15 protein-coding genes are annotated in these 17414 nt (G+C 45.4%); 14 read left to right on the top strand and 1 reads right to left on the bottom strand.

The genetic code is table 11. From position 1 onward, the window contains the following. The first annotated feature begins 157 nt into the window (after window positions 1–157). The 6 genes from iolD to NSQ99_RS18095 all read left to right on the top strand — a co-directional run bounded on the left by iolD (window position 158) and on the right by NSQ99_RS18095 (window position 7515). A complete protein-coding gene (gene iolD / locus NSQ99_RS18120; protein WP_340838300.1) occupies window positions 158–2020 on the top strand; it encodes a 3D-(3,5/4)-trihydroxycyclohexane-1,2-dione acylhydrolase (decyclizing) in 1863 nt (620 codons plus the stop codon). Between the two features lie 63 nt (window positions 2021–2083). Then, window positions 2084–2971 (top strand): myo-inosose-2 dehydratase, encoded by an 888-nt coding sequence (gene iolE / locus NSQ99_RS18115; protein WP_340838298.1) that lies wholly within the window; start codon window positions 2084–2086, stop codon window positions 2969–2971. A 56-nt stretch (window positions 2972–3027) separates the two neighbouring features. Continuing rightward, entirely contained in the window at window positions 3028–4041 is a 1014-nt protein-coding gene (gene iolG / locus NSQ99_RS18110) for an inositol 2-dehydrogenase (protein ID WP_340838295.1), read from the top strand. 106 nt (window positions 4042–4147) lie between these two features. Further along, complete coding sequence (gene iolB / locus NSQ99_RS18105; protein ID WP_340838293.1) at window positions 4148–4981, top strand: 5-deoxy-glucuronate isomerase; 834 nt, start codon at window positions 4148–4150, stop codon at window positions 4979–4981. Beyond that, entirely contained in the window at window positions 4982–5983 is a 1002-nt protein-coding gene (gene iolC / locus NSQ99_RS18100) for a 5-dehydro-2-deoxygluconokinase (RefSeq protein ID WP_340838291.1), read from the top strand. 83 nt (window positions 5984–6066) lie between these two features. Beyond that, a complete protein-coding gene (locus tag NSQ99_RS18095; protein WP_340838289.1) occupies window positions 6067–7515 on the top strand; it encodes a CoA-acylating methylmalonate-semialdehyde dehydrogenase in 1449 nt (482 codons plus the stop codon). A 195-nt stretch (window positions 7516–7710) separates the two neighbouring features. On the opposite strand, the gene plsY is transcribed toward NSQ99_RS18095, so the two are convergent. After that, window positions 7711–8322, bottom strand: a complete 612-nt coding sequence (gene plsY, locus NSQ99_RS18090) for a glycerol-3-phosphate 1-O-acyltransferase PlsY (protein WP_251667541.1) — start codon at window positions 8320–8322, stop codon at window positions 7711–7713. Window positions 8323–8508: 186 nt separating this feature from the next. On the opposite strand from plsY, the gene NSQ99_RS18085 reads away from it, so the two are divergent. The 8 genes from NSQ99_RS18085 (at window position 8509) to NSQ99_RS18050 (ending at window position 17414) form a co-directional block, all read left to right on the top strand. Further along, window positions 8509–8820, top strand: coding sequence for a hypothetical protein (locus tag NSQ99_RS18085; RefSeq protein ID WP_340838286.1), 312 nt, complete (start codon window positions 8509–8511; stop codon window positions 8818–8820). Window positions 8821–8831: 11 nt separating this feature from the next. Next, window positions 8832–8993, top strand: a complete 162-nt coding sequence (locus tag NSQ99_RS18080) for a hypothetical protein (protein WP_251667543.1) — start codon at window positions 8832–8834, stop codon at window positions 8991–8993. Between the two features lie 47 nt (window positions 8994–9040). Then, window positions 9041–9709 carry a DNA alkylation repair protein gene (locus tag NSQ99_RS18075; protein ID WP_340838283.1) on the top strand — a complete coding sequence of 223 codons (669 nt, stop codon included), beginning with the start codon at window positions 9041–9043 and terminating at the stop codon, window positions 9707–9709. Between the two features lie 1144 nt (window positions 9710–10853). Further along, window positions 10854–12263, top strand: a complete 1410-nt coding sequence (locus NSQ99_RS18070) for an extracellular solute-binding protein (protein WP_340838282.1) — start codon at window positions 10854–10856, stop codon at window positions 12261–12263. 73 nt (window positions 12264–12336) lie between these two features. Beyond that, entirely contained in the window at window positions 12337–13209 is an 873-nt protein-coding gene (locus tag NSQ99_RS18065) for a carbohydrate ABC transporter permease (protein WP_340838281.1), read from the top strand. A 7-nt stretch (window positions 13210–13216) separates the two neighbouring features. Next, window positions 13217–14044 carry a carbohydrate ABC transporter permease gene (locus NSQ99_RS18060; RefSeq protein ID WP_340838280.1) on the top strand — a complete coding sequence of 276 codons (828 nt, stop codon included), beginning with the start codon at window positions 13217–13219 and terminating at the stop codon, window positions 14042–14044. A gap of 21 nt (window positions 14045–14065) precedes the next feature. Further along, window positions 14066–15889: a cache domain-containing sensor histidine kinase gene (locus NSQ99_RS18055; protein WP_340838278.1), complete on the top strand. Its 1824-nt coding sequence runs from the start codon at window positions 14066–14068 to the stop codon at window positions 15887–15889. Then, window positions 15864–17414, top strand: a complete 1551-nt coding sequence (locus tag NSQ99_RS18050; protein WP_340838276.1) for a response regulator — start codon at window positions 15864–15866, stop codon at window positions 17412–17414. Before NSQ99_RS18055 ends, NSQ99_RS18050 begins: the two co-directional genes overlap by 26 nt.

Genomic DNA, 17414 nt, shown 5'->3' with positions numbered 1-17414 from the left:
GTGGCTATATAATGGTCAAAGTTCTTAGCGAAGATTTTGTTTAGATTGATATTGACATTTATTACAATACGAGTATAATTCGCATTAAAAGGTAAGCGCTTAACCTTGTTTGCCCTTTAACCACTTTACCCTTAAATAAGAATGTGAGGTGCTACGATTGGAAACGGTACGATTGACGATGGCACAGGCATTAATCCAGTTTTTAGATCAGCAATATGTTGAGCTTGACGGAGTCGAACACAAGTTTTTTCAGGGCATTATCGGTATTTTTGGGCATGGAAACGTAACAGGAATTGGTCAAGCGCTTGAGCAGAATCGTGAAGGACTACCATTTATTCAGGGGAAGAACGAGCAAGGCATGGCTCATGCAGCGATTGCCTTCGCCAAGCAGAAGAACCGATTGGCAACCTACGCTTGCACGTCGTCTATTGGTCCCGGGGCATTAAATATGGTTACCGCAGCAGGTGTTGCTACGGTGAATCGGATTCCGCTCCTCCTGCTACCTGGCGATATATTTGCTAGTCGTCTGCCTGACCCTGTACTTCAGCAGATTGAATACCCGATGGATTATACGATATCCGCGAATGATGCCTTTAAACCGGTGAGTAAGTTTTGGGATCGAATCAGCAGACCTGAGCAGCTCATACCATCCGCTCTGCATGCAATGCGCGTGCTTGTTGATCCAGCAGAAACGGGTGCTGTCACACTTAGTCTCCCTCAGGATGTGCAATGTGAAGCCTATGATTACCCTGCTTCATTCTTCGAAAAGCGAGTTCACCGCATTGAGAGGCAAATGCCATCACCAGCAGCGATCAAGGATGCAGTAGAGCTTATAGCAGAAGCAAAGCATCCGCTCATTATTGCTGGCGGCGGCGTTCATTACTCGGGTGCACTTGCCGAACTACAACAGCTAGCTGAGCAATGTCACATTCCAGTCACTGAGACACAGGCTGGCAAAAGCGCAATCTCTTGGCTACATCCAATGTCCTTTGGCGGTGTTGGAGTAACAGGGACGGAGCCAGCTAACCTCCTCGCAGCAGAAGCAGATCTCATCATTGCAGTCGGAACAAGATTGTCTGATTTTTCTACAGCATCTAAAACAGCCTTCAAGAATCCCAATGTTAAATTTCTAAATGTAAATGTATCAAGTCTCGATGCGTACAAAACAAGCGGTGATCGAATTATCGCGGATGCAAAGCTTGCTCTAGATCAGCTGCTAACCGAATTGAAAGCGATTTCCTATCGTTCCTCTCATGCACCAGAGAGGCTGCAGCATTTAAAGCAGGCTTGGGATGCAGAGGTTAATCGATTATACGATGTTGAATCGGAAGCGGGACTTGTGCAGACGAGTGTGCTGGGCGAGATTAATCGTTTTATTGACGAAGATGCGATTGTAGTGTGTGCAGCGGGTAGCATGCCTGGTGATCTGCACCGAATGTGGAGAACGACATTGCCTAAAACGTACCACATGGAGTATGGCTTTTCCTGTATGGGCTATGAGGTTAGCGGTGCCTTCGGTGTGAAGCTTGCTCAGCCAGATCAGGAGGTTTATGCACTCGTAGGGGATGGGAGCTACTTAATGCTGCATTCTGAGCTGCTGACCAGCTTGCAGGAACAGAAGAAAATTACAATTCTACTGCTCGATAATCACGGTTATCAATGCATTCATAACTTGCAGAGAGAGCAGGGGAGCGGTAGCTTCGGTAATGAATTTAGAGCAAGAGCAGATAATGGTCAGCTTGATGGAGCGTATCTAGCCATAGACTTTGCAGCACACGCAAGAAGCATGGGAGCGCATGCCTACACGGCAACGACGAAGGAAGAGCTGAGAGAAGCATTAGCTCTGGCGAAGCAGCATACGAAGACAACACTTATTTCGATACCAGTATTGCCAGGCACGAATACATCAGGCTATCAATCGTGGTGGCAGGTTGGCGTTGCAGAGGTGTCCACACAGCCGTCCGTCCAATCCGCATATAAAAGCTATACCGACAATGTGAAGCGCATCAAGCAACTTTGAGAGCACATCTAGTCTTAGCAAGGAGCACAGGAGCACATTAAACCATTGTAATGGGAGGTTCATATGACGATATCATTGGGAATATCAGCAATTAACTGGGTCAATGAAGATATTTTATCGTTAGGCGATCATTATACCGCGGAGCAGGTGCTGTCAGACATGAGTCAGTTAGGCTTTGCTGGTACGGAGTTTTGTCGCAAATTTCCGAGAGATGCGGCCTCGCTTAAGGCGCTGCTTTCACAGTACAACATGGTAATGAGCTCGCAATGGAATTCGGTACATTTTAGCGACCCAGCGAGAAAAGACGATGAGCTTGAGAAGTATAAGCAGCGTGTTGATTTTTTAGCGGAGATGGGCTGCAAGCATGTCGTAACCTGTGAGAGCGGCAACACATTCGAGGACTTAACGCAAAACAAGGTTAGCATTGAGGAGTTGTCCGAGGAGCAGTGGGCTTCACTTATCGATGGGCTGCATCAGGCTGGACAATATTGCAAGGATAAGGGAATGAAGCTCATCTATCACTACCACGGGGAAACGGTTATCGAAAAGCCAGAGCAGATTGATCGACTTATGTCATCGACCAATCCCGAGCTTGTTCATCTGTTGTACGACACTGGGCATGCCTATTACGGCGGCTACGATCCGCTCGAGCTGCTTAACCGTTATTACGATCGGATTGCTTATATCCATCTGAAGGATATTCGCCAAGCCCAGCTGACGGAGCTAATCCAGTCAGGCTTGCGCTTTAGAACAGGTGTACAGAATGGTGTATTCACCGTACCGGGTGACGGCTGCATCGATTTTGCTCCTATCATTCAGCAATTGCTTGATCGTGGCTATGAAGGCTGGATCATTATTGAAGCAGAGCAGGACCCCGGGATAGCCGATCCGGTTATATACGCTCGTCAAGCGCTGACGTATTTGAAAGCAATCGGACTAACGACAGCATAGAAGATACCCCGTTAACAATCAAAGCAATTGACACTGAGGCAAAGTGAGGTCGTTGTATGACAACGAAGATTGGAATTGGAATTGTTGGCGTAGGAAGAATTGGAAGGCTGCATGCCGAGCATATGAAAAAGCACAGTAACATTGAATTAATTGGTGTGTCGGATGTGCAGGTTACAGAGGAGCTTTTAAAGTGGAGCGAACCGTTTAACCTATCGATCGTTACGGACAATTATATGGAGCTCATTCAGGACGAGCGAGTTAAAGCGATTTTTATATGCTCGCCAACGAATACACATATCGACATTATTAAGGCAGCCGTTGCACATAACAAGCATATTTTTTGCGAGAAGCCAATCAGCTTTCACTATCAAGATACGAAGCAGCTGCTAGAGCTTGTACAGCAGTCTGGCATCATCTTTCAGGTAGGCTTCAATCGTCGCTTTGATCATAATTTCTATAAAGTAAGACAGCTCATGGATAATAACAAAATTGGACAGCCGCACATCATTAAAATTACTTCACGCGATCCAGCACCTCCCCCTGCGAGCTATATTGAGGCATCTGGCGGTATGTTTATGGATATGAGCATTCATGATTTTGATATGGCACGTTATATAAGCGGCAGTGAGGTAGAGACGGTATTTGCTGAAGGTGCAGTGCTCGTAGATCCGAGCATTGGAGAGCTTGGTGATATTGATACAGCCATTATTACACTGCGCTTTGCCAATGGTGCGCTTGGTGTTATCGACAATAGCCGCAAAGCAGCCTACGGCTACGATCAGCGTGTCGAGGTGTTAGGGGAAAAGGGAAGCATCAGTGTAGAGAACGATGTGCCCACAACGGTGAAAATTAGTACGGAGCAATCAATAGAAACGGATCATCCGAAATATTTTTTCCTTGATCGATACATTGAATCCTACGAGGTCGAGGTTGAGCAATTTATACAAAGCATAATGAACGGAGCTCCATCTCCTGTCACCGTCGTTGACGGCTATGAGGCGGAGCGAATCGCTTATGCGGCGAGGTTGTCGTTGCTTCAGGGAAAAGTCATCCACATGAACGAAATTTAGAGGTAGTTCAATATTCCGACTTTGATGACGAAGCTTCGCGCTGTAGCATAGTCGACGTCGAATCTTGAATTATTCATTTATCTGCAAGCAAAGGAGGTTTATCAGAATGAGTAAGTTAAGAGTTCCATCTCAGCTCAACGAAGAGACGGGTCTAAGCGTTCAGGTTACGCCTGAATCGGCAGGCTGGAAGTACGTGGGCTTTGAGGTTATTAAGCTGCGTGCAGCTCAGAAGCTGGAGCAGCTTACTGAGAGCAATGAGGTTGCTGTTGTTGTACTGTCAGGGATCGTTTCCGTAAAAACGAATGATGCAGCTTGGAGCAGCATTGGCAAGCGTATGAGCGTATTCGAGAAGATTCCACCCTACACGGTATATGTACCTGCTCAAGATCACATAGAGGTCATTGCTGAAACAGAGGCCGAGCTTGCTTTTTGCAAAGCGCCCGGTCGTCGCAGCTATGAAGCTCGATTGATTACACCAGAGGACGTCGGAGTTGAGCTGCGTGGGCAAGGCAATACCGAGCGACTGATTCACAATATATTGCCAGAATCTAAGGAAGCAGACAGCTTGCTCGTAGTCGAGGTTTTTACACCAGATGGGCATTGGTCGAGCTACCCGCCGCATCGCCATGATGAGCTTGATCTTCCTAACCAATCTTTGCTGGAAGAGACCTACTATCACAAGCTATCCCCTGAGCACGGCTTTGCCATCCAACGTGTATATACCGATGACCGCTCACTTGATGAGACGATTGTCGTGCAGAACAACGATGTAGTGCTCGTTCCGAAGGGCTACCATCCGGTCGGGGCTCCTCCCGGCTATGAGAGCTATTACTTAAATGTCATGGCTGGACCTGTGCGGACGTGGAAGTTCTATAACGATAAGGACCATGAATGGATCTTTGAATCGTGGCAAGCAAAAAAACGAGAGGAGGATCAATAGATGCTTCAGTTTAATGCTTCGAAACCACTTGATTTTATTGCTCTAGGACGGCTATGCATTGATTTGAATGCGAACGAAATACATCGTCCAATGGAGGATACCGTTACCTTTACAAAATACGTTGGCGGTTCTCCTGCGAATATTACAATCGCTGCTGCAAAGCTCGGCTTAAAGTCTGGCTTTATCGGTCGAATTTCGGATGATCAGCATGGAAGATTTATTAAGCGCTATCTCGAGCAGCATGCTATCGATACGTCAAATGTAATCGTTGACCGCTCTGGCTCCGTAACGGGGCTCGCCTTTACAGAAATCAAATCGCCAACCGATTGCAGCATCCTTATGTATCGCGATAACGTTGCCGATCTTAAGCTGGAGCCAGGTGATATTAACGAGGCGTATATCTCATCAGCGAAGGCACTGCTTATCTCGGGAACAGCGCTAGCGAAAAGCCCTTCTCGCGAGGCTGCGCTTAAAGCTGTCGAGCTTGCAAAGCAGAGCGGCGTTGTCGTGATGTTTGATATTGATTACCGCGGTTATACATGGAGCTCGAAGGAAGAAGCGGGGATCTACGCGAGTTTAATTGCTGAAAAAAGCGATGTGATCTTCGGTGGTCGTGACGAATTTATGCTTATGGAGCTCATGCTTGGTCGTGAAGCGTCCGACGAGCAAATTGCCCGTCGTTGGCTGGATAAAGGCGCAGCACTTGTCGTTATTAAGCACGGCGGGGATGGCTCGGTCGTCTATACGTCACAGGGCGAGCAATATACGGGACGCATCTATCCTGCTAACGTCGTAAAAACGTTCGGTGCGGGAGATTCGTACGCGGGCGCATTTATATATGGATTAATGAATGGAGAGTCTATCTCGACCTGTCAGCAATGGGGGGCAGCTGCAGCATCCATCGTCGTAGCGAGCCATAGCTGCTCTGATGCGATGCCTACCTTTGACCAAATTAAAGAGCTGATCAAGCAGCATGGGGATCAAGGAGAAGTACTAAAGTAAACGGAAGAGGAACGAAAGCGAGCGGAGAGCATTAGTTAAGTAAGCAGGTCTCTAATTGATTCAATCGGAGAGGAGCAATAGTGATGTCAGTAAAGCAAATCGAGAACTATATCGGAGGCAAATGGATAGCATCAAGCAGCGAAAACAGAGAAGACGTGCCTAATCCCGCAACAGGTGCTGTAATCGCATCAGTACCACACTCGACAAGAGTGGAGGTAAAGCAGGCGATACAAGCAGCTAAGGCAGCATTTCCATCGTGGAAAAATACAGCGGTTCCGAAAAGGGTGAAAATACTATTTAAGTATCAGCAGCTGCTCGTTGAGCATTGGGAGGAGCTGGCGAAGCTCATTACGATTGAAAACGGTAAAAGCTACAGTGAGGCATATGGTGAAGTACAGCGTGGGATTGAATGTGTAGAATTTGCGACTGGAGCTCCAACGCTGATGATGGGCAGCGTGCTGCCTGACATAGCAACAGGTTTGGAGTCAGGGATGTATCGCTATCCAATCGGTGTTGTTGGCGGGATAGCGCCATTTAACTTCCCAATGATGGTACCATGCTGGATGTTCCCTCTTGCGATTGCCTGTGGCAACACATTTGTACTGAAGCCGTCAGAGAGAACGCCGATCTTGGCATGCAGACTTGCTGAGCTGCTAGAGCAGGCAGGACTTCCAGATGGCGTATTCAATGTCGTGCATGGCTCACATGATGTCGTTAATGAATTGCTGGAGCATGAAGATGTTAGTGCGATATCCTTTGTAGGCTCACAGCCAGTTGCGGAATATGTGTACAAAACAGCAGCAGCTCATGGCAAGAGAGTACAGGCACTAGCTGGTGCTAAAAACCATTCCATCGTGCTGCCTGATGCGGATCTTGAGCTGACGGTGAAGGAAATTATCAATGCCTCCTTCGGCTCGGCAGGTGAGCGCTGCATGGCGACCTCGGTTGTCGTTGCAGTTGGGGAAGTCGCCGAGCCATTAATTGATAGGCTCGTAGCAACGGCGAAGGAGCTATCAATTGGAAATGGTAGCGAGGGAGATTATTTCCTAGGTCCTGTCATCCGACAAAGCCATAAGGAGCGCACCATTAGCTACATCGATGGTGCAGTCGAGGAAGGAGCGGCATTGCTGCTGGACGGACGAGAAGCAGCGAAAAGCATGGATAAGGGCTATTTTGTTGGTCCAACCATCTTTGATCATGTAACGAGCGAAATGAAGATATGGCGCGATGAGGTTTTCGCACCGGTGCTGTCAATCGTGAGAGTAGACACGCTGGATGAAGCAATCGCGCTAGCTAATCAATCTGAATTCGCAAATGGTGGTGTGCTGTATACGAACAGCGCAAAAGCGATTCGACATTACCGCGACCATATCGATGCGGGCATGCTAGGCATTAATGTCGGTGTACCTGCGCCCATGGCATTCTTCCCATTCTCGGGCTACAAGAAATCCTTCTACGGTGATCTGCATGCAAACGGAAAAGACGGCGTAGAGTTCTATACAAGAAAGAAAATGATCGTCGCTAGGTACTAATAATAGGAACTCTCATCTAAATAACAAAAACCGCTTATCCCAGGTCTATTACAGCCATGGAATAAGCGGTTTTTTCTGCTCCCTCCATACATCGAAAGCATATGCTTTGTCCTCTGATTTCTCCCTTGCAGCATACTTTTTTGAAAGGACAACAGCAATGGGAACATCACTTTGTTTGTAGCAGCTACTTAGATGTTATTTCTTCCTATAAATTCGCTCACTTTTCAATCGTTTATCATTTGTTTTAGGCTCGATTCCATTTAGGAGATTCCTAATGTTCGATCTATGCAAAAACAGAAGAAAAGGAAATAAACAGCCTGTAATCACCATAAGGGTGACATCGTCAGTGAATAAAGAATAAATAAAAATAGATAAACCTCCGCCTAATGAACCGAATACGACGTATTTGGTAATAAAGATAAGTCCAAAAAAAGAAACGATGCCAACTAAGCACATTAACGGATTAATAACGATAAAAACTCCCGCAGTAGTCGCCATCGCCTTCCCGCCTCTAAAACCAGCAAATATTGGGAAGCAATGGCCAACAATAGCAAATATACCGATGTAGATAGGGTGAATGTCATATCCGAATACATAGACTAATGAGGTTGCTAAAGCACCTTTTGCAATATCTCCGATCATAACGGCGATTCCTGCTCGTTTACCCAAAATTCGTAATGTATTGGTTGCTCCCAAATTCCCACTGCCGTATTGACGCACATCAATATTAAACAATTTCTTACCGACAATTAGGGCAAATGGAATAGAACCGATTAAATAACTCAAAAGCATAAGGACTAGGATCATAAAGGTCTCCTTAAAGTTATTTTTCACTTGTAGGATAAGGTTAGTCTAATCATATTTCGTGTTGGAGTGGATGTCTATTCATTTTTTGAATGAGGCATTAGACAGGATAAAATTATCTGCTATGCTATAATATAATTTGTTATATGCAGCAAAAAGTACACTAAGGTTAAAAAATGGGGTTAAATAATGAATAATACAAGATTTCGAATTACAAGAAAGCTACACGAAAATCATGTGGAAAATGCGATATCTCTTGAAGAATGCAAAGCTTTTTTTGCAGAGCAACATGATTTCTTATATACGCAGCAATATTCTGTTCGGCAAAATGGCACAGTGATGACCATCGAAGGCGAGATTTTTATGTGGCAGGTTGGAGAAACACAAATTCCATTTCGATATTATGATGGAGACATCTACGTGTTTGTTTCGCATGAAATTATTTACGCTAAAATGCTGAGCATAGCTGAAGAGCTGCACGCCCAGTATATCGAGGGATAGGAAGAGATAAAATGAGATGCGGTGAACAATGCTTCCTCGTAACATATGAAGTTAAAGGTGAACAAAAGGTTGCAACAATATTAGCAAGAACACCGGTAGAAGCAAGAAAGAAGCTTCGCGGTGATATTGGCGCAGATGCCGATATATTGGCCGTTAAACGAGAAACGAGATAATTATGTAAGGCAATGAGAGAATCTTTGCTAGGAAGGAGTTGTATAACATGAATGCACATAAAGCTACAACAATAGAACGCTCTTCAAAAGCGGAAAACATCCTGTCTCAGATTAATAGTAAAACGAAGCTAGGCGACATACGAAAAATCGCAAAGGACATTAAAAAAGATCATGAGCTAGCGATGGAGCTTTGGTCCACCGAACAGTTTATGCCAAGACTATTAGCAATCCTAATTATGGATAAGAAACTTCTTTCACAAGATGTGCTCGATAAGCTTGATCAGGATATGCAAATTCACACCTTTGATGAGCGAAATAACTTAATGGATTGGTTGATGGCTAATCAGCTTACCAAAGACAAAAAGACAATTGCATTGATGGAATCATGGGAGAATAGCCCGTCAGCACTTCAAAGAAGAATTTTCTGGTATTATCAAGCGCGCTTGAGATGGACTGGACAAACACCGCCAGATAATACCGAAGAATTACTATCAGCATTAGAAGCAAAAATTGCGCAGGAAGAACCGGAAGTCCAATGGGCAATGAATTTTGTTGCAGGCTGGATAGGCATCTATAATGAAGAGCATCGTGCACGTTGTATTGAGCTTGGTGAGAAAACAGGACTTTACAAAGATGAAATGGTATCAAAGGGCTGCACCCCTAACTACTTACCGGAGTTCATTACAATTGAAGTGAACAAACGACAAAATAAATAGTTGCCCCTGAAGAGCAACTAGATAAGCGAAGGTAGCGGCGTAAGCAACCAACAATGGACATCACTCGCATATAAATAAGAAGAGATAAGAGCAAATTCCACGGCTAACTCAGTCAGGCATTTGCTCTTTTTATTGTCCACCCCCAACCAACCAGCGGAAAACATAGTGTTGAAAGTACACCTTGCCACAGTGCATCCATGACCGAGCGGAAAACATAGTGTTGAACTACAACCTTGCCAGATTGCATCCATGCTTGAGCGGAGAACAGTGTTGATCTACAAACATTCCAGCATACATCCATGACCGAGCGGAGAACATAGTGATTGTGTAAAAGCGCAGCGGTTGCCTTTGTCCTCTGTTCTCAACATTGATACTAATTCAAGAAATCAGAGGACAACAGCAATTGAAACAACACTATGTTTGTAGCGTGCTTACAATAGCTCCTTTGCCAACACTATGTTTGTAGCGGGCCAACAAGAGCTCCTTTGCCCAACACAATGTTTGCAGCCGAACTATAACCTAAGTAAACATTATCATGCTTCAAGCCAATCTCTTCACTACTGAACCACAGTTCAACCTACAAACACCCCCCCAACCAAACTGCTGAAAACATAGTGATGATCGACAACCAAGCCACACTACACCCATGACTAAGCGAAAAACATAGTGTTGAACTACAACCTTTGCCGCAGAGCGCATCCATGATTAAGCGAAATACATAGTGTTGATCTACAGACATGCAGGGTACATCCATGACCGAGCGGAGAACATAGTGATTGTGTAAAAGCGGTAGCGGTTGCCTTTGTTCACGGATTTCTACCTTAGAAGTACATTAAGAAATCCGTGAACAACAGCAATTGAAACAACACTATGTTTGTAGCGGGCTTACAATAGCTCCTTTGCCCAACACTATGTTTGTAGCGGCCTTAAAGAGCGACTCTACCTTCAACACTATGTTTACAGCGACCTTCAAAGAGCAACTCTGCCTTCAACACCATGTTTGCAGCAAACAAATCAAAGAAAATTCCCCCGTAACCTAAAAAATATCGTTCTTATATCATTCTATATTCGTTGCTATAATCTAGCTGTAAGAAGGGATTAGTAATGATCATGATACAATCCATTATTATGAGGGGGTCAAGTTATGAAGAAAACGTTAATGACAGTCGTAATGCTAGTTCTTGTATTAACTACCGTGCTAACAGCATGTAGTGGAAACAACGGAAGCAATGGGAACAATGGTAACAATGGAAACTCAGCAACCGAGGGAACGAACAGCACGAGCACACCTTCACCAACGCCCACAGCTGAAAACACAGAGCAACCAGCAGAACCATTCTCCGTCTCACTTCGTCACATCCAGATCGGAGAAGCACAAAAATTCCGTAAAGCGATATTGGATGATGTCGTTGCTATGACGGAAGCAGAAGTACCAGGCTTAACCTTTGAGCTTGAAGGCGTAGAGGATAGCGTCAACCGCTTTACGAAGCTACCAGCAGAGATGGCTGCAGGCAACCCGCCGAAAATTTTTGATTTGTTTGGCGGTGAAGGCGATGCACTAAAATACGGTGCAGCGGGTCGTTTGCTTGATTTGACTCCAATCATTGAAGAGCTTGGGCTCAGTGATAAGTTTTTGAATCTGGATCAATTTATTTTAGATGGTAAGGTTTACGGTCTTCCGATCGGTGGTAACACAGAAGGCTTCTACTATAACGAAGAGCTGTTCGCGTCACTTGGCTTAACTGAACCAAAAACTTGGGATGAACTTGAGCATGCTGCGCAAACGCTTACAGACAATGGCTACACAGCCTTTGCAATGGGATCTAAAGGAGCATGGGTGCCGTTAATGCTCGTCAATACACTAATTGGTCGCTATGCAGGACCTGACTCCATCGCTGGGCTAGCATCAGGTGATGCGACATGGAATTCCCCTGAAGTAGTGGCTGCCTTCGAAAAGTACGGGGAATGGGTAGAAAAAGGCTATTTCACCAAGGGTGAGCTTGGCTTCGAATATGCGGATATGCTAAATGAGTTTGTAACAGGCAAAGCAGGGATGATGTTCGATGGAAGCTGGAGATCCTCCGTATTTAGTGATGAGGCTCAAGCAGGCGCATTAACGAATAAGGTCGGCTTCTTCACGATGCCAGCGGTTGATGGCGGCATTGGCGATCAAACCTTCGTTAATGGTAACTACAGTAACGGCTACGGCTTTTCTTCAGATCTAACGGAGCAGGAGCTTGTTGCGATTAAAGCCTTTATCAAAAATCTGTACAGTGAGGAAATGCAGCTAAGAGGCTTGCTGGAGGATGGAATTTTGCCTTCCATTAAGCTGTCTAGTGATGCCATGAATCAAGTGGAGGATAAAATCGTTAAGAAGGTCATTACGATTATGAGTGAATCTGGCGGCGCATTCTCTCACTTTGACTCCACCGTGCCATCCTCTGTCTACAAGGAATCCGAGGATCTAATTTTGAAGCTGATTGCTGGCAGAGAAACACCACAGTCAGTCGGCGACAAGATGCAGGCAGTGCAGGATAAAGCGAGCGAGGAATAATAGCTTTTGAATGGGGGAGAGTCGCCGATGCTAGGCAGCCTCCCCTATTTTAATAAGAAATGAGGGAAGACAGATGAAGCAAACGCTGCGAAATCCTTGGATTTATCTAATTATGGTTGTACCGACATTAGTACTGTATTGCTTGTTTTTTATTTATCCGATGGTTACCTCATCCTTTTATGCATTTACGGATTGGAACGGCTTATCGCAATACAAGTTTATTGGCTTTGATAATTTTATCGCGATATTCCGCGATTCTGATTTTATACACGCGATTGGCAACAATATGCTGTTCATTGCCTTTGCGGTGGTGGTTCAAGTACCGCTCATTATATTTTTTGCGATATTAATAGCTAATGTTCGGAGGCTGCAGCGACTATACAAAACAATGGTGTTCATCCCTTCGATATTATCGACCTCAGTTATCGGGATATTGTGGGGCTTTGTCCTTCATCCGAACATCGGTCCTGTAAATAAGCTGCTCTCCCTTTTTGGAGTAGATACGATTTATTGGCTGGCTGATTCTGCTTGGGCGCTGCCTGCTGTACTTGTCGTCAATGCGTGGCAGTGGATGGGCTTTTATATCGTACTTGTGCTTGCTGCCATATTAGCGCTGCCTAAGGAAATGAATGAAGCTGCTGAGATTGATGGCGCTTCAGGCATACAGCGTGCATGGTACTTAACCGTACCGCTTATAAAGCCCATTGTCTCTGTCGTTGTGATGCTATCGATTGCAGGAGCGATGCGTGTGGTCGATATCGTACTTGTTATGACGCAAGGCGGGCCGGTTGGAGCAACCGAGGTTATGGCTTCCTATTTGGTCAATGAAGCGATGGGTGTCAATCCGAACTATGGGCTGGGCACTTCAATCTCACTAGTCATCTTTGCCTTTGCGTTACTGCTAACTGCAATCTATCAAGGAACATTTGGAAGAACGAAGGAGTGAGACGGCCATGACAATATTAAAGAGAACATCACCACATATGATCCTACTTATCTACGTGGCGGTCGTTATGTTTCCGTTTGTGTTTGTATTGTTTTCTTCATTAAAGGAAAGCAATATTGAGATTGCGGAGCGCCCCTTTGCTTTTCCTACTAGTTTTTATGTTCAAAACTACATCGATGCTTGGGTGAAGGCGAAAATTAATGTATACTTTTTTAATAGTATATATTTGGCAACGACGTCAGCGTTTACCGGTGTTCTGCTATCAGCGGCTACAGCGTATGCATTAACACGGATGAGGTTTATGAAGGTCAGTAAAGTGATCTATCAATTCGTACTGATCGGCATGCTTATTCCTGGAAATGTGCTGTTTATTGCACAGTATATTCTTGTCATGAATATGGGAATTCTGAACACGCACTGGGCGCTGTTTCTCCCGTATACAGCAGGCGCCTTGCCTGTAAGTGTATTGCTTATCGCAGCATTTATGAAATCTATTCCAGGCGAGCTGGAAGAAGCGGCAATCGTCGACGGTATGGGTGCATTTCGATTGTTCTATAGAATTATACTGCCGTTAACTTTGCCGGCACTCGTTACCGTATTTATTGTCAATTTTCTCGGCTCCTGGAACGAGTATTTGCTAGCGAATTTCTTTATTAGCAAGGATGAGTTGAAAACGCTACCAACGGGAATGGTTGGCTTCCGTGATGCGTTCCAGACGAACTATGCGCTCATTAGCACAGGTATTGTATACAGCGTGACACCGGTGCTCATTCTATATGCTTTCCTGCAGGAAAAAATTATAGAGGGTGTTACAGCTGGCAGCGTGAAGGGATAAGGGAAGGGATTGTGAAGCTGTATGTCTCTGCAAAAAAAGCTGGTCATGGCTTTTGTAGGCTTAATTATATTGCCGCTGCTTGTGCTAGGTACGATCTCCTATGAGTATATCTCGAATCGTACTGCACTTGGCTATTCCGAAGCTACGGAGCTGACGCTGCGCGCCTTGCTGCTCAGCGTCGATCAAGTGTTTAACGATATGAATAACGTAACGGACAGCACCATCGCGAGCCGTGCTATTCAGGAGGCGTTAAACAATTTGCAGACTACTGAGCTCGATCAAATCAATTACTTAGAGCTGAATGCGATCCAGCGCAATTTTAGAGAGCTGCTTGTCAATCATCCTTCTGTAAGCTATGCCTTTATGTATACGCTGCAGCAGCAGAACGTGCATAAGCTGTTCTCTAAGGCTAGCTTTACCCCGCTCACATTTGAGCAATTTATCGAGCTGCCGATCTATCAAGAGGTCATCAAGCGGGATGGCCTTCCGCTATGGATTGGGCCTTATGAGCATACAGAGCTAACAGGCAACGATCAGGTCTTTACGCTTGCAAGAGTTGTAAAGGATATTGATACCTTAGATAACAAAGGAATATTACTCGTACAAATTCGCAATTCAGATTTAGAGGCGATCTTTAGATACTTCCGCTATAAGCAAGAGTTTACGAAGTATATCATTGTAAATGCGGATGGGCTCATTATGTACGACAGCAACGGTTTGCTGGAGCAGAGACAGCTAGGCGATCTAATGTCTGAGCTAAAGGTGAATACGGGTGAGCGTAATGCAAGCCTGCGCACAGATTTTCAAGGTGTAGACTCGATTGTGTCTGTTACAGCATTTGATAATTATGAAGGCTGGAGATTAATTGCGGTCACGCCTTGGAGTGTCATTGCTGGAGAAATTAGATGGATCGCGGTTGCTGTGTCGTCGTTAATTGGCTTGTGCATGCTGCTTGCCTGTGTCTTTATTATATATTTTGCACGCCGCATTACGATGGCAATTATAGATTCTGTTAAGGTAATGCGCGAGGTGGAGCTGGGCAATTTACAGGCACGGGTTGACGTTCGCGGCAACGATGAAATCGGTCTGCTCACGCGAGGAACGAATCGGCTAATCTATCGGCTGGAGCAGCTAATTTCCGAGCTGCAGGAGCAGCATGAGCGGAAGCGGGCTGCCGAGATGACAGCACTACAGGCGCAGATTAAACCGCACTTTTTGTTTAATACGCTGGAATCAATCAATATACTCGCTATTCAGAATCAAGGGAAGAAAGTAAGTCAGATGGTCTCGAAGCTAGGCAATATTTTACGAATCAGCATCCAGCAGCAGGAGGAAATAACGATTGAGCAGGAGCTTGCTCACGTTCGCAGCTATCTTGATATACAAAAATATCGGTTCGAGGAGCTGTTCGATTACGAGATTGTCGTAGCTGATGCCCTGAAGCATGAGCTAACGTTGAAGCTGTCGCTTCAGCCGCTTGTAGAAAATTGTATACAGCATGGCTTTGAAGGGATTGAGTATTTAGGCTTGATTCGTATTGCTGTTACGGCCGACGAGCAGCATATATATTTTAGAATAGAGGATAACGGATTAGGTATACCGCAAGCTCAATTGGAGAAGTTCACGTATTTGTCAGAGCAGCAAGTGAGCTTTGATAATTCGCCAGAGCGAGGCGAGCGTAGAGGGATCGGCGTTAGAAATGTGGCCGATCGTATACGATTGCGTTACGGCAAGCCCTACGGACTCATGATTTGCAGCACGCCATACGCTGGCACCATTATTCAGATGACAATACCAAGAAGAAAGGATGGGGATGCTCGTGAAACTAAAGGCGATATTGATTGATGATGAAATCAATATTATACGCAATTTGCAGCAGGTGCTGCCATGGGATGAACACCGGGTGGAAGTTGTCGGTACAGCTAAAAATGGAGTGCAGGCGTTGGAGCTTATTCACGCTCATCATCCCCAGCTCATTTTCTGTGATATAAGAATGCCTGTAATGGATGGGATTGAGTTTCTGCAGGAGCTGCGACAAATTGACCAAGAAGCAGAGGTTATTATGCTCACTGGCTATCAGGAATTTGAATATGCGCGTTCTGTACTGCGGTATCAGGTAATGGATTATGTGCTAAAGCCAATTGATTATGATGCACTTATACAGCTGTTTGAGAAAACAGTGCAGCACATTCGTGACAAGCTGCAGCAAAATCAATATGCCGAAGAGACGCAGCATCGTATGAAGCATATCGCCTATGAGAAAGCATTGCTTGAATATATCCGTGGCTTTCATAGAGAAGGCCAATCTGGGGCAAATGATAGACTTGTGCTGTCGGATAACAGGCTAGCGCTGTTTGTGCTAGAGCTTCCGCAAGCCGAGCAATCGCACAGTCTATTAAGCGATCAGCTTGCGAGCGTGAAGGAAGGCATGGCAGCGTATGCTGCTGATTCTCATGTGCATCTGCTGCATGTCGCAGATCGATTTTGGGCTTTAGTGCTAGCAGGGAAGCTGCCGCATATGAATGGTAGTCAGCTAGAGCAGATGATGAAGCAGATTGCCCGTTCGCTGGATGGCAGAGAGGAGCTTGCGATCGCAGCCTATGAACGAGCAATGACGGCGGAGGAGCTATATCTTGTATGGAATACGATGTGCAAGGAGCTTTCGTTTGCACATCAACCGTATGTGACCGTGAGGGAACTAGAGGACACCCGCCAAAGCAATGAGCAGCACATATGGCACTGTGCCGATCAATGCATTGCAGCCATTAAGCATCTGGATCAGGCTGCTGCTAGAAGCTCACTCAAGCGTATGAATGAGCTGCTGCGTGTACGCACCATGCAATCGCTGCAGCAGCTGGAGATGCTCATTCACTCGATTATCGTCTATATGCTCAGAGAGCTTCGCCGCTATGAGGCGATTCAATCTGCAACGGAAAAGCAGGTGTGGCGACAATTAAACGCGACAAGTAAGCTGAGAGAGCTGACGCTATTGATCACTCATATGGTCGAGAAGGCCTTTTCTGAGCATTCCAATAAGCGTCCGCAGGTATCGATTCATGTTGCCAAGGACTTTATCGAATCGCATTTGTCAGAGGATATTGCTGCTGAGGAGGTTGCGCAATATTTAAACATTAGTGTGAGCTACTTTAGCACCATATTTAAGCAGCAATATGGCATGACGTTCATTGAATTTGTGACTCAGGCTCGCATTGAACGAGCGAAATCGCTGCTTTCTATCACTAAGAAGAGCATCTCCGATGTAGCGAAGTCTGTTGGTTATACGGAGCGAAGATATTTTAATAAAGTGTTCCAGAAGAGAGTGGGAATGCTCCCTTCGGAATATCGCGAGCAGAATGGGAGTGTGGGATGA

This window comes from Paenibacillus sp. FSL W7-1287, from assembly GCF_038004245.1.
In the GTDB taxonomy this organism is placed as follows: Bacteria; Bacillota; Bacilli; order Paenibacillales; family Paenibacillaceae; genus Pristimantibacillus; species Pristimantibacillus camelliae.
This window is presented reverse-complemented; position numbering and strand designations above follow the sequence as displayed.

Bases quoted from the DNA above. Each gene is read 5' to 3' on its own strand.
- iolE (WP_340838298.1), top strand. From the start codon at position 2,084: ATGACGATATCATTGGGAATATCAGCAATTAACTGGGTCAATGAAGAT.
- iolG (WP_340838295.1), top strand. From the start codon at position 3,028: ATGACAACGAAGATTGGAATTGGAATTGTTGGCGTAGGAAGAATTGGA.
- iolB (WP_340838293.1), top strand. From the start codon at position 4,148: ATGAGTAAGTTAAGAGTTCCATCTCAGCTCAACGAAGAGACGGGTCTA.
- iolC (WP_340838291.1), top strand. From the start codon at position 4,982: ATGCTTCAGTTTAATGCTTCGAAACCACTTGATTTTATTGCTCTAGGA.
- NSQ99_RS18095 (WP_340838289.1), top strand. From the start codon at position 6,067: ATGTCAGTAAAGCAAATCGAGAACTATATCGGAGGCAAATGGATAGCA.
- plsY (WP_251667541.1), bottom strand. From the start codon at position 8,322: ATGATCCTAGTCCTTATGCTTTTGAGTTATTTAATCGGTTCTATTCCA.
- NSQ99_RS18085 (WP_340838286.1), top strand. From the start codon at position 8,509: ATGAATAATACAAGATTTCGAATTACAAGAAAGCTACACGAAAATCAT.
- NSQ99_RS18080 (WP_251667543.1), top strand. From the start codon at position 8,832: ATGAGATGCGGTGAACAATGCTTCCTCGTAACATATGAAGTTAAAGGT.
- NSQ99_RS18075 (WP_340838283.1), top strand. From the start codon at position 9,041: ATGAATGCACATAAAGCTACAACAATAGAACGCTCTTCAAAAGCGGAA.
- NSQ99_RS18070 (WP_340838282.1), top strand. From the start codon at position 10,854: ATGAAGAAAACGTTAATGACAGTCGTAATGCTAGTTCTTGTATTAACT.
- NSQ99_RS18065 (WP_340838281.1), top strand. From the start codon at position 12,337: ATGAAGCAAACGCTGCGAAATCCTTGGATTTATCTAATTATGGTTGTA.
- NSQ99_RS18060 (WP_340838280.1), top strand. From the start codon at position 13,217: ATGACAATATTAAAGAGAACATCACCACATATGATCCTACTTATCTAC.
- NSQ99_RS18055 (WP_340838278.1), top strand. From the start codon at position 14,066: ATGTCTCTGCAAAAAAAGCTGGTCATGGCTTTTGTAGGCTTAATTATA.